We start from the raw sequence: 13,550 nt of genomic DNA on the forward strand, positions 1-13,550 counted from the left end.
GACTCGACCGAGGGTCGCGAAGGCGAACGGCCTCGGTCCGCCCGGTCCTCGGATCCTCGATCGAAGACTTCCGGGATTCTCACCATGTCGCGTGGTCGGATGGCGCTGATCGTCGGGTTGGGCTGCACGCTGGCGGGACTCTCCCGAGGGGCGCAAGGGGCCGACAAGGTCCGCTTGATCGGCTGGGAAGGGGTCGCGACGTTGGGCTCCCAGCGAGGATATGGTCAGGACTACTTCGACCTGCTGGCGCACGTCGTCTGGCAACGCAATGTCACCGGACGATTCGCCGTCCGTGTCAAGGCTCCAGGGGGTTCGACCGATAACCAGCCGTTGTCGGCCAATCAAGTCGGAAGCCGCGAGATCCTCGCGCTCGTGAAGGCCTCGAGCGTCCAGAACCTCCCGCCGGCCAACGTCACAGTGTCCGTCTGCGTGATCGACGCCGACTCGAACGCCGAGGTGAGCAACACGCTCGTCGCGACGATCGACGACTTTCCGCGCCCGCAACCGGGGGGACCGGGGATCGATCGGGGCCCGTTCGGATGGGGATCTCCACTCTCAGGACCTCCGGGCGGCGCGCGATTATTGCCTCGACCGGGTCCCGACGACTTCCGCTATGCCCGCGTCCCGACAACAGCCGGGGTGCCCGGTTTCTTCATTGCGAGCACCGAAGCGAGTAACGCCCAGGTTGTCCTCCGTCTCCCCGACTATGACCCGAGGGCCGGCCGTTCCGACGAGTTCAGCCTCGAGGAGCCCGCGCAGCCGGGCCTTGGACTCTCGCCGAGGAAGGCCCAGTCTTACCTTGAAGCGTTGAGTCGCGCCGACCGCGCCGGGATCGTCTATCGACTGCCGACCCGAGACGAATGGTTGCGGGCGGCACGGGCGGGCCGGGCCTCGAACTTCTGGTGGGGGGAAGCCCCGAGCAATCCCGCCGGGGCGAACTTCCTCGGCCCTGAGCCGGGCCTTGAGGGAGAGTCGACGGCATCGACTCTCGCAACGTCTCGCCCGGGCTTCCGGGCCAATCCCTGGGGTCTCGCCCATACCTTCGGCAACGTCGCCGAGTGGGCCGTCGGGCCTGGAGGGGGATTCCTTCGACTGGGAGGTCACTTCCGCACCGAGCCGGCCTCTCCACTGCCCGAGGATTCCGTCGCCGAGGCTGACGAGACGGGACCTGATCCCTACGTGGGCGTGCGCCCCGCGTTCACCCTGGAAGCCATAGCCGGCACGGAGATCCTCCGCCGGGCCCTGCGGAGCGAAGTGCGATTCGGCACGATCGACGTGGCCTTCGACCCCGATCGGGCCACCGCGACTCTGACTGGAACCGCCTCCGACCCCGCCTTGCGACGGGCGGCAGGCCGACGACTCGGGCCCTACTGGTTCCTCGCGGCCGTGGAAGATCGCATCGTCTCGCCGACCGTCGCACCGGGTCATCTCGCCCAGTTGGGCGGGATCGTCGGGCCCGTGCGACGCTCAAGCTCGCTGGGCCGGAAGATCTCACGGATCCCGGTCGAGGTCCGCTGGGCCAACCCTTTGCCCGTCGACGGCTCCGAGTGGTGGGTCAACATCTATCTGCCAGGGGGAGGCCACGAGGCCCACCGGCTTCTTGAGCCCCGACCGGACCGATCCGGACAGGTAATGGTGGCCGTCGACCTGGCTCGGTCCTCTCCTTCCGGGTCTTCCCCAGACAAACGAATTTCGGTGGCCTTGAGCCTTGGGGGCGCATCCTCGACCCCGAGCGACCCCCGGATCGTAAGCAACGTCGCTTATCTCGATCCCCGTCTGGAGTCTCCATGAGATTGAGGGCACGATCCAGGGTACCAAGACCTTTCCCGGCGAACCGCCCGGCACGGCCTATTCGAGTCCCCCTAGAGACAAGCGGAAAACACCACCGAGTGAGCCTCCTTCGGATTTTGAGCGTCGCGAATTAATCGAAGCAGCTTGGGTTACATGGGAGCCGCTAGGGGGACCGTATGTTGGTTCCGGGCCAGGTTTAATCCGTCCAGGGGCAGTGCTAGACTCAACTCACTAGACTCGACCCGATCCTCTGGAGCTCGTGAGAGCCGGAGCCGGACCTGGCGTTTGTCGTGAACGGGAGCGAATGGAAGCAATACGCAGCTATACGCCCCCATACGCAGGAGCGACGTTCCTCAAGACGAATGGCGGTCCCCGGTTTCACGATCTCTCGAATCGCCCCTCGAGGTGTCGCTGTTCTCGATATGTCGGGCGCAAGAAATCAGACTCGAGACGACGTTCCTTCGTTTTTCACCCTGTTCGGCTGATGTCCCGGAATTCGAGGTCACCCGGGACAGGACGATGATCGGGCGCGACCGCCTTCCCGTCATCCAAGGACCATCCATGGATCGCGAACCCCAAAGCCTTGAACCCCCAGTCAAACCGCGTGCCGAGCTCGTCAAGACGATCGGCATGCTCAACCTCGTGTTCGGAGGCGCCCTCTTCTTGTGCGGGCTCGGGTGCCTGCACCCGATCGCGCCGATCCTCGCGGACTTCAAGCCGTTCACATACGAAACCGAGATGACACAACTCGTGTATGAACAATACCGAGGTCAGTTGATCGGCATCCTGGCCGATCAGGAGAAGAAGGCGACCGACGCCCGGGACAAGGCGAGGCTGAAGCAGGAACGGATGGCCTGGGAAGCGAATCGGACCAAGATTGTCGACCAGTTGGACGTTAAGGCGATCAACCGCGACCTGTTCTGGCTCCCCTATTACCTCTGGGCCGACGTCGTCACCGCGCCGATCCTGAATCTCCTGATGTTGGCGTCGGGCCTCGGCCTGGTCCAATTGAAGTCCTGGGCGCGGGCCATGGGTCTCTGGGTCGCCCGGTTGAAGATCCTGCGACTGGTCCTCTTGACCCTGTTCCTCTTCGTTTGCGTGGTACCCCCGACGTCGAGGATCCTGGCGTCGATGCTCTCGACCGACTTCGCCAAGGTCGCCATCGCGATCAAGGCCGCGAAGGACGGCACGAATGCCGGAGACGTCCCGCTCAAGGCCCAGTTCACTCCCGACGACCTCCGGCCTGTGTTCCGATTCATGGGGCACTTCTACGCGGTCGGGCTCCTCGCCTTCGGGGCCGTCTATCCCTCCATCTCGTTGATCATCCTGACTCGCCCGGGTGCCCGACTGGCCTGTGAGCTGGCGTCGGAGGTCGAACCGGAGGAAGAGGCGGAATAATCTCGTCTCGGACGCGTCCGGTTGGCTGAGATTCATGGATTCCTTCGATGAACATCGCAAGGTTTCCGATGACCCGGCGAATCCCTCTGCAACAGTCCGACAATCGACGGAAGTCCTCAATGGAGACCCGATCGCGATGGACCCGGTAGCCTCTCCCATGCCGATTGCCCCGAATTCGAGGATCCCGAGAACGATCGGCATCCTGAATATCGTCTTCGCCTCGGGCTTACTGATCTGCGGTCTCTGCACGACGGCCTATGTGGTTATCCTGCTGCCGACCATGTCGCGGGTCATGGACGCCACGACGAAGAATCTCGAGGCCAAGCACGCCTCGATCAAGAAAGCCGACCTGGAAGCCGTCGACGTCGAAGCGAAGGCGGCGAAGACCGACGAGGAGAAGGCGGCGATCGAGGCCAAGCGCCGCGAGATCGAGGCGCGTCCCAAGCCGGAACTACCCGCGCAGTTCGACTTGAAACAGCTCGGGATGGACCATCCCAAGGTCAAGTTCTACTCGTGGGTCGACCTGATTTCGGCATTCGTGCTCAACCTCCTGATGTTGGCCTCGGGGATCGGCCTGGTGATGTCCAGGCGTTGGGGGTTGAAACTCGGCGTATGGGTCGCCGCGATCAAAATCATCCGCCTGGTCCTTCTTTATGGATTCGTGATCGTCGAAGTAGTCCCCGTGGTCTCTGTGGGCATGGCGAAACTCGCCCACGACACGATCGTCAAACAGCAACAAGGGACCGGTGGCCCCGCCCTTCCCGCGAACTTCCAGGAGAGTCTCGCGAGAGTCTATTCGGTCATGGGCACGGCCTCGGCCGTAGGGACAATGGTCTTCGGCGTCATCTATCCCGCGATCATGATCTGGCTGCTGACCCGTCCCGGTGCGATCGAAGCCTGCCCGAGCCGGTCGAAGGTCCTTGACCTGGGGGAAATGACGTGAACCTCGCGGCGATGGTCCTCGGGCCGCTCGCCGGCATCGAATGTCGGAGAGGGGTCGCAAGAGGATGGCTGATCCTGGTCCGGACCCTCGCGGCGATCGGGATCCTCGGCGTGGCGCTCGTCGTCTTCTGGGTGGCCTGGACGTTCCAGCGGCTGAACCCCTTGTATCAGCCTTACGCCGCCTTCCGGATGGGGCTAACGATCGTCGAGGGGATGATGCTCACGGTCGCGCTCGTCCTCGCGCCGGCCGTCCTGGCCGGCTCGCTCGCCGGGGACAAGGAGCGTGGGGCCCTCGGACTGCTTCTCACGACCCACGTGACCTCTCGCGAGATTGTGGCCGCACGACTTGTCGGGAAGCTGACCCAGGTCGCGATGCTGCTGCTGGCGGGTGTGCCCGCGGTCGTGCTGCTTGCGGCCTTGGCGGGAATGAACCTCGACGTCCTGACGGCCCTCTTGCTCTTCCCCGCGGCCGTGGCCTTCGGAGGCGGTGGTATCGCCGCCGCCGTCTCGGCGGTCTCTCGACGGGGTCGCGACGCCCTCCTGTCCGTCTACTTCATCGACCTGATCCTCCTCATCGTCCCCTCCCTAGCGACGCGAGGCCAGTCCCTCCCTTATCTCGCTGCGATCGCGAATCTCAACCCTTTCCTGGCCGTGTCGAGCCTCGTCTGGGACGAAGAAATCGTCCCGGTGGCGATCTCGGCGGCGCTCTGGTTGTCGGTCGGGCTCGCGGGTGTGTCCATCGCCTCGTGGCGACTCGCGCCTTCGTGCCTCGGGGAGTTGGACGGCAACCGTTCGGGGAGAAAATTCGCGCGTCGGAGGAAGGTCAGGCCGATCGACGACTCCCGGCCGATGCTCTGGAAGGAGTTGTACGTCGATCGAGTCGCGACGCTCGGTGGGATCGGCCGGTGGATCGGCGTACTCCTGGCATGGCTACTGGGTGGGGGCAGCCTCCTCCTGGGTGCCATCATGTTGTGGGAGGTCGTTCGAGGGGGACAGGGGACCGCATACGTTAGTGCGAACGCCTACTTGCAGAGTATCGTCGGCGCAACCGGAGTCTTCATCATCTGGTTGATCGAGTGGGGCGTCGGCCTCCGCGCCGCGGTGACGATTGCGTCCGAGCGGGAGCGGGGAACCTGGGACGCCATCCTCACCAGTCCGCTTGAAGCAAAGGAGATCCTCCGAGCGAAGCTTTGGGGCTCGCTCTACGCGCTTCGCCAACTCTTCGTCGCGGCGATCGTCGCGTGGTGGATCGCGGCCATCGCAGATGCCATCCCCTACTGGCAGGCCGTCGTCTGGACCATCGAGGTCTTCGTGGTCTCGACGTTCATGGCGATCGCCGGCCTGCGTTCTTCCCTCGCGAACGCCACGGCCACGAAAGCCATGGCGGTCACCATCGGGATCTGGCTGATCGCCCAGTTCGCCACCCGATTCCTGGTCGGGATCCTTTATGCGATGGGGGCGCTCATGATCTTCCTCGCGACAAGTGCGGGGGACTTGCCGGCGATTCTCGTCGCGATCGTCTCGTCGAAGTCGTTCCAGCAGATCATCTGGAGCCTGGGTCTGGCCGCCGTCTATTGCGGCCTCACGGCCTCCTTGTTCGCCTACACCCAGATCCTCTTCGATCAACTCGCCGGCCGGCGATCTTCCGACGAGATGGCGGTGGCCGCCGAGCGATTCCTTCACGGGAGCCCGGCCGATCATCGGCCGAACTCGCCGCGCCATGGTCTAGCGTCCACAGGCACCGAGCCGGGTCGTGGAAACCCGGAGTGAGGCCGAACCGACCTCGATCTTCGGCGGAGCGACGAATGGCCAATCCGGGGGATCGTGTGGTCACCCTGTCTCCAAAGCGAGGCCAGGCGACCATCGGCAGGTCAGTTCACGCTCGCCCGGAAGTTCGCGACGGGGCGGATCTCGTAAGGGTGTCGGTCGAGGATTTCCTGAAGCTCGACGGCATCGATTGACTCGCGTTCCATCAACGTCCGGGTGACTTCCTCGAGGGCCTCGCGGCGGTCGGTGAGGATCCGGGTGGAGGCGTGGAGCGACTCGTCGAGGATCCGCCGCACCTCGAGGTCGATTTCTCGAGCGGTCTGCTGGCTGCAGGCATAGTCGTTCGAGCCTCCGCCGCCGTGGAGGAACGGGCTGCGGCCGTCGGTCTGGTAGCTCACCCGGCCGATCTTGGGGCTCATGCCGAAGTCGGTGACCATCTTCCGAGCAATCTGAGTCGCTCGCTGGAGGTCGCTGGTGGCGCCGTCCGAGACTTCGCCGTAGACGATTTCCTCGGCGATGGTCCCGCCCAGGAGAGTGCAAATCGTGCTGTCGAGGCAGGTCCGGGTATGGAGGAATCGGTCGTCATCCGGCCGGTACATCGTGTACCCGAGCGCGGCACTCCCTCGGCCGAGGATGGTCACCTTGTGGACCGGGTCGGTCTGCGGCAGGCTGCGTGAGACGATCGCGTGGCCCGCTTCGTGGTAGGCGATCCGCAAGCGTTCCTCGTGGATGAGCACACGTTGACGCTTCTCGGGGCCGGCGATGACCCGCTCGACCCCTTCGTGGAACTCGGCCGACCCGACCTTCGACTTCCCCTTGCGCGCGGCCAGCAGGGCGGCCTCGTTGACCAAGTTCGCCAGGTCGGCCCCGACGAAGCCGGAGGTCATCGCCGCGATCTGTCGGAGGTTGATCTCCTCCTCCAGGGGCACGGTCTTGACGTGAACCTTGAGGATATGTTCGCGTCCCAAAATATCGGGCCGGTCGACGACGACCTGGCGATCGAACCGCCCGGGGCGGACGAGCGCGGGGTCGAGCGTCTCGGGCCGGTTGGTCGCGGCGATGAGGATGATCCCGCGGTTGGAATCGAAGCCGTCCATCTGGACGAGGAGCTGGTTCAACGTCTGGTCGCGCTCGTCGTGGTTGCCGGGCCCGCCGGTCCCCCTCGCCTTGCCGAGGGCGTCGAGCTCATCGATGAAAATCAGGCAGGGGGCCTTCGCATCGGCCTGCTGGAACAGGCTGCGGACCCTGGCGGCGCCCACGCCGACGAACATCTCGACGAAGTCGGACCCGGAGAGGGAGAAGAACGGGACGCCGGCCTCGCCCGCGACCGCCTTCGCCAGGAGGGTCTTGCCCGTGCCCGGGGGGCCGGCGAGCAGCACCCCCTTCGGGATCCGACCGCCGATCGCGTGGTACTTCTCGGGCGTCCTGAGGAACTCGACCACTTCGCTGAGTTCGGCGACGGCCTCGTCGTTGCCCGCAACGTCATCGAACGTGACCCGGCGCTCATCCTTCGAGTACACCTTGGGCCGGCTCTTGGCAAACGCCATCGCCGAACCGATGCCCCCCGGGCGCTGCGAGACGACCCAGAACGTGATCACCACGAGTGCCAGGAGGACCGCCGGGAACATCACCGTCTGCAACGGCGAGGGGCCGGACTCGGCTTCGTAGTTGCTGTTCGGGATGTGCTTCTCCAGCAGCGAGATCAGCTCCGGGTCGGCCTCCATCCCCAGCCTCGACGTGCGAAACCGGAAGGACTGGCCGTCCGGACGCGTCTTGTTCAACTCTCCGGAAATCCAGGCCGGTCCCACCTTCACCGACTTGATCTCGTGGGCGACGAGCTTCTTCTTGAACTGCCCATAGCGCAGCTCGGGGACCGACTGGGCGTTCAACGCAGAAAACGCCACGGGGATCGCGAGGAGAGAGCCGGAGATCAGGAGCCAGGAGAGGATACGACGACGCAGGCCGCGCGGGCGCGAAGGCTTTGGATCCATACCGGGATCATCCGTGTGGGGTGCCGCCTACGTTGCGCATCACGGTTCGGGACGACACTGTCCCTCAGATCATTGCCAACCAAGGCGGGCAAATGGAAAGTGATGAAAGTGTAGTGTTTTGTTTCGGCGTCGTCAATGAATTCTTCCGGGCCCACGGAGTATTTCGCCCAGATTACCCCCCGCGCGAGGAGTGCCGGGGCCTGCGTCGGGTGCGGGGATCGAGAGGTGGGGGAAATGGCCTCGAGGCTCGACGCGCCGGGCCTTGGACAGGTCGATGCGCTCGTCGGACAGGTTGACCTCGAATTTCCGGTTACCCGGGAGCTGCATCGGGAGCCGAACCGTGAACGTGCTCCCCTGCCCCAGCCGGCTCTCGAGGTGCACGTCGCCGCCCAAAAGCTTCGTGAGCTCGCGGACGATCGACAGTCCGAGGCCGGTCCCCTGGTGCTCGCGGGTCAGGACGCTGTCCCCCTGCCCCGGGCCGCCGGCCTGCCGGAACTTCTCGAAGATCTTGTCCCGATCTTCCTCGGCGATCCCGATCCCCGTGTCGACCACGTCGATCACCACGAATTTCCCCTCGGTGCGGGCGGTGACCGAGACGCGGCCCCCTTCCGGGGTGAATTTGATCGCGTTCGACAGCAGGTTGTAGAGGATCTGGCGGATCTTCCCCGAGTCTTGCCGCATGAGGGGGATCGCGTCGTCGAGCCGGCACTCGAGGTCGATATCCTTCCGCTCGGCGATCGGCCGGGCCAGGCTGGTGAGCGCCTCGCAGACGTCTCGGATCGAGAAGTCCTCGGTGCGGACCTCCATCTTCCCGCTCTCGATCTTGGCGAGGTCGAGGATGTCGTTGATCATCACCAGGAGCATCTTGCCCGAGGTCTGGATGTTGGTCGCGTATCGCCTCTGCCGCTCGTTGATCTGGTCGCTCCCCGCGAGGACTTCGGAAAACCCGATGATCGAGTTCAGCGGGGTCCGCAGCTCGTGGCTCATCGTCGCCAGGAAGTCGCTCTTGAGCCGGTTCATCTCGAAGAGCGCCATGTTCGCCTGGGCGAGCTCGTCGATCTTGCGGTCGAGGTCGGAGTTGACATCCCGGAGCTCCTGCTGCATCGCGACGAGGCTGTGGAGCATCCGGTTGAAGGCGTGGGAGAGCTCTTCGAACTCGTCACCTGTCTGGATCTGGCTCCGGACGTTCAGCCGACCCGCGGCGATTGCGTCGGAGACGTCTCGGAGGTGTTTCACGGGCTTGACGATCACGTACCGAACGATGACGTAGGAGGCCACCATCGCCAAGATCGCGGTGACCAGGGCCGCCGTGATGAGGATCGCGCGGTTGCTGTTGATCGCCTGATTCGTCTGCTTGAGGGGGAGCCGGATCGAGACCACCCCGGCCAGGTCGCCCGGGTTGACCGCGACGAACTTCGTGCCGGCCTCGGTCGGCCGCATCATGTGGTTGTCGAGGTTCTCGATGTTGAAGTCGCCGACTCTTGCGGCGTCGCCGTCGATCTCTCCGGGCCCTTTTCCGTGGCAGGGGAGCAGGCAGCCGGGTTTGAACACCACGGCCTGAACGTACTGGAATTCTTTCTTACCCGGGACGATCCGCCAGTCCCACATCGGGGTCCCGTCACCGAACGTATAGGGGTTGCTCGGCTTCCCGGCCTTGCGGAATGCCTCTTCCGAGTTCGACGACCGGAGCCAACGCGCGATGGCCTGCTGCTCGAAGTCGTCCGGGGCCGAGGCCTTTTCACGGTCGACGGATTTATAGGGGTTGAACACCCTCGACGAGTAGTTCTCCAGCCCGTCGAGCACTTTCAGCTCGCTCCAGAGCCCGTCGATCACGGACTCGAACGACTGACTCCCGAAGGATTTCTTGTAGTGGAGATTCATCACGGTCGGGTTGACGAGCATCCGTGCCGCTTGCGTCGTCTGCCCGATGACCAGCTTCTCGGTCTCCCGGCCGTACCAGTAAAAGCTGGACGTCACGAGCAGGAGGATGCCGCCCCCGAAGATAAAGCGGCACTTCCGCTCGAGGCTGGTTTCGCCCAGCAAATGTTTGAAACTGCGGTACGACACGGGGTCCACCCCCCCTTCGACGCCGCGTTGGGCGCGGACAGCGTTACGTAATCCATCCAACCGCCGTCAACACCCGGATGTGGACCGTCAACATAACCGATCCCGCCCCCTACAACCAGACGGACATCGCCCGGGGCCCGATCGGGAAGTCATGGCCACCGTACAAGTGTCCGAGGACCCTCCAACATCCGAGCTCAAGACACCACCTGGGATTCGAGCTTTCCCGTATCCGGGACTGTTGGTATCTCGCGTGAGGGAGGCCTCAATCCAATCTTCCATCCTCTCACGCCTGCTTAAATAAGTGACGTCGTGCCAGCGAGCGATGTCCCTCTCATTCGCGTCCTTCGCGGATTGGTTTCTCGACCCGCCGAGCGATGGCGTCGTGCAAGGAAACCCATCCATGCCAGGATGATGAGGACTCTCCAGATCACCTCCGGCGATCTTGACTCGACCGTGTATCATGCTGTAGGGGAGATATCAACGCGGCAGGGAATATCAATGCAAGTTGCCTCCTCCGGGCTCCTCGCACGGCTCGAGCGAAGATCCTTCCAAAAGCCGCGAATTTCTTCAGGACATCAACACAAATTCATAAATTGTAGTCATAGGCCGCCCCTTGGTCGGATACGTGATTCGAAACGATCATGGAAAGGCGTGGCGTGAAGGGATCGGAAATCGGGAAAAAACCTTGTCCTGAAATGGCGCGAGTATCCGGATTCAGTAATAGTGAGGATCCCCCCTAAGTCATCGGAAGAGTCTCCAGGATTGATCGGCCGGTCCCCTCTCTCCGCGACCCGGCCCCTCGCCCCACGCGACGATCGAAGCGACCGTTCGTGAGGAAATTCCTGGGACAAATCGGCCGGTCCTCCTCTCCGCAACCTTCCGGCCGGCGACTTCACCTCACGCTGTGGCCCTGAGCATACCGAGAGAATCGCCTTACTCGCGTACCGATCGATATTCTATCAAATACATGAAGTGACGACCTGGGCTTCAGCCGCGGTCGACAGGGAGTCGTTGGCGCACCGAGCGTCTGGCTGCTTCTCATTTCCGCGGTCGCGGAACCTGGGGCCCTTACATGTACGCATTCATGTCTTTATGACATGACAAGACTAACCCTATTCACGAAACGTTACATTCGGAAAACCTCCGCCTTCAGGGGTGAGGATGGCAATTTTGTCGAGTGATGGAGAGAGAGTGATGAGAACTTTTCGCGGATCCGTCCTGGCGGCACTGATGGCCTCGATGCTCGTGTCGCTGATCGGTTGCGGATCCTCGACGACGGCGAGCAGCCCCGCAGCGAGTCCTTCGGGCTTCGTGGATCAAGAGGCGTTGCAACGCGAAGCGATGAAGACGCTCAAGAAGAAGGGGAAGGGGGTGACCAAGCTCAAGCCGATCACCAACTGAGCTCGAGTCGACATCCCGACGGTTTCCCGGCCTCACGACTGGCATCCCGCGGGATCGAGTCCCCTCCTTCTTCGTTATCCCTGCTGGGTATGCCCCGCCCGACCCCAAGTCGTTCCGTCTTGATCGACACGTCTGATTGCTCCCAACCGAGGTGTCATTGCATGTTGAACCAGCCCAAGCGATTCCGGCCTCGTCGAAGCGGCTTCACCCTCATCGAGTTGCTTGTCGTCATCGCCATCATCGCCGTCCTGATCGCTTTGCTCCTCCCGGCCGTCCAGGCGGCCCGTGAGGCGGCCCGTCGCGCCCAGTGTGTCAACAATTTGAAACAGCTCGGGCTGGCTGCCGCCAACTACGAAAGCGCCAACCGATGCTTCGCGATGGGAATGTACCAGTCCCCCGGCGTGGTCTATGCGCCCCTGGGCAGCCAGAGCGTGATGGTCGACATGCTCCCCTACATGGAACAGAACGGCTTCAACAACGCCTATAATTTCAGCGTTGCCGTCTACGACGGTCCCAATTTCACGATCGTCGTATCGAGCATCGGCACCTACATTTGCCCGAGCGACGGCGCCGCGGCGACCGCCACCCCGACGCATTCGAACGCCGGTATCCCGGGCCTCTACATCATGTTCGGCATCTCCCCGGCGCACGGCAGCTATCGCGCCTGCATGGGGACGTTCCCGAACAACGACCTCGGCCAGAATCCCCCGAACGGCTTCACCTCCGGCCAGGCCGCGGCGAAGGCGAATTGCAACGGGATCTACGGCTACTGGAGTTCGACCACCGTCGCCGACATCACCGATGGGTCCAGCAACACCATCGCCTTCAGCGAGACGGCCGTCGGGATGTTGCCTCCGGATCTCCAGAGTGGCTATGGCCTCTGGTCGTGGTGCGGATGGACCGCCGGCGAGTCGGGCACCTTCTGCACGGCCTACGGCATCAACGCCCAGAAGCGGCTGCCCAACGTCGGGTCTTCAGAAACCGATGGCCTCCAGACGATCTTCCAGAACTCCTACGTGGGCGTCCCGATCATCGCGGGGTCGGCGAACAGCTTCCATCCCGGCGGGGCCAACCATTCCTTCGCCGATGGCTCGGTGAAATTCCTCAAGGACACGATCGCCACCTGGCCGCTCGGCCCCAATGGCAACTACCCGATTGGGTTCACATTCGACGGCAACAACTACTCCTTGGGCTGCACGACGCCCCCCGCGGTCTACCAAGCCCTGTCCACCAGGAACGGTGGCGAGGTCATCAGCGCGGATGCGTTCTGAGTCGAGAATCGCCTTGTGCCGGCCATCGTTTGAAGACGGGAAACCAGAGCGGCGGGATCATTGCGATCCCGCCGTTCTGCATTCGAAGGACGGCATGAGGTCACACGACGTACCCAGCCCAGAAGTCATCCCGTAGGAAGGGCATTGCCCACCGATCTTTCCCGGTGACGATCGAGGGCACGAAATTCATCAACGCGCTCCGCCTGCAATTCGAGGGCTGGTGACGCCTATTGGGCCTCCCGGAATGCTGGCGGGCAGTGCCCACCCTACAAGAATCCCATAATCAAGTTCAATAAACACTAAATAAACAATGTTTAAAACTCAACTGTAGACATCATGTTCACGCAAGCCGCAACGTGGTAACGGGTCTGTTCCAAGGCAGAAGCGGATTGATTGGCTATCCGCCGGGAACCCTCCGCGTTAAGGCGACAGGTGACTGGAAATCTACCCGATCATTAGATTAGGCTTCAATAAGGAACGGCAAGGGCCGTCTCGACGATCTTTGTGTTTTCGCGGCCTGGAGGTTCACCTTCGATGGAAGGCACTTCGGACCAAGTCGATGCCTTGATTCGCTCGAGGGCACGACGACTGACTGGCTATCAACGACGCCTGTTCCAGGCCGAAGTCACTAGGGAATGATGTGGCGGAAGCGCCCGGGTGGCCGAACGGCGTTTCGGTCGGGGTCGCGAGACGGTTGAGAAAGGGATGCAGGAATCCCGGCAAGGGGTGCGCTGCCTGGAGAACTTCTCCGCCCGAGGCCAACGGCGGAGCGAGGACAAGGATCCGAAACTGGCAGACGACATCCGCGCGATCGTCGAGCCCCAGTCCTACGCCGATCCCGAGCTCAAGTCCTCACGACGGTACACGAACCTGTCGGCCGCCGAGGTGCGTCGGGCCCTGATCGAGCGGGGCCATGCCGAGG

The 13,550-nt window shown here is 63.3% G+C and carries 8 protein-coding genes and 1 pseudogene; 7 read left to right on the top strand and 2 right to left on the bottom strand.

Annotated features, from left to right (window positions below; translation table 11 throughout):
* Window positions 1-84: 84 nt before the first annotated feature.
* From ACYOEI_RS35495 to ACYOEI_RS35510, 4 genes are all read left to right on the top strand, one after another.
* Complete coding sequence (locus ACYOEI_RS35495) at window positions 85-1,791, top strand: formylglycine-generating enzyme family protein (RefSeq protein WP_462855031.1); 1,707 nt, start codon at window positions 85-87, stop codon at window positions 1,789-1,791.
* Between the two features lie 561 nt (window positions 1,792-2,352).
* The gene (locus ACYOEI_RS35500; protein ID WP_462855032.1) at window positions 2,353-3,189 is read left to right on the top strand and encodes a hypothetical protein; all 837 of its coding nucleotides are present in this window, start codon (window positions 2,353-2,355) and stop codon (window positions 3,187-3,189) included.
* A gap of 136 nt (window positions 3,190-3,325) precedes the next feature.
* On the top strand, window positions 3,326-4,132 hold the full coding sequence (locus ACYOEI_RS35505) for a hypothetical protein (RefSeq protein ID WP_462855033.1): 807 nt from the start codon (window positions 3,326-3,328) through the stop codon (window positions 4,130-4,132).
* Complete coding sequence (locus ACYOEI_RS35510; protein ID WP_462855034.1) at window positions 4,129-5,901, top strand: ABC transporter permease subunit; 1,773 nt, start codon at window positions 4,129-4,131, stop codon at window positions 5,899-5,901. Before ACYOEI_RS35505 ends, ACYOEI_RS35510 begins: the two co-directional genes overlap by 4 nt.
* Before the next feature lie 101 nt (window positions 5,902-6,002).
* Here the strand turns inward: ACYOEI_RS35510 and ftsH are convergent, their stop codons facing one another.
* A complete protein-coding gene (ftsH, locus tag ACYOEI_RS35515; RefSeq protein ID WP_462855036.1) occupies window positions 6,003-7,889 on the bottom strand; it encodes an ATP-dependent zinc metalloprotease FtsH in 1,887 nt (628 codons plus the stop codon).
* Between the two features lie 132 nt (window positions 7,890-8,021).
* Window positions 8,022-9,956: an ATP-binding protein gene (locus ACYOEI_RS35520; protein WP_462855037.1), complete on the bottom strand. Its 1,935-nt coding sequence runs from the start codon at window positions 9,954-9,956 to the stop codon at window positions 8,022-8,024.
* A gap of 1,194 nt (window positions 9,957-11,150) precedes the next feature.
* Here ACYOEI_RS35520 and ACYOEI_RS35525 point away from each other — a divergent pair.
* From ACYOEI_RS35525 to ACYOEI_RS35535, 3 genes and pseudogenes are all read left to right on the top strand, one after another.
* Complete coding sequence (locus ACYOEI_RS35525) at window positions 11,151-11,357, top strand: hypothetical protein (protein WP_462855039.1); 207 nt, start codon at window positions 11,151-11,153, stop codon at window positions 11,355-11,357.
* A 161-nt stretch (window positions 11,358-11,518) separates the two neighbouring features.
* On the top strand, window positions 11,519-12,628 hold the full coding sequence (locus ACYOEI_RS35530) for a DUF1559 family PulG-like putative transporter (RefSeq protein WP_462855041.1): 1,110 nt from the start codon (window positions 11,519-11,521) through the stop codon (window positions 12,626-12,628).
* A gap of 657 nt (window positions 12,629-13,285) precedes the next feature.
* A pseudogene (locus ACYOEI_RS35535) lies at window positions 13,286-13,550 on the top strand (ISAzo13 family transposase); the annotation flags it as partial.

The organism is Singulisphaera rosea, assembly GCF_054877945.1.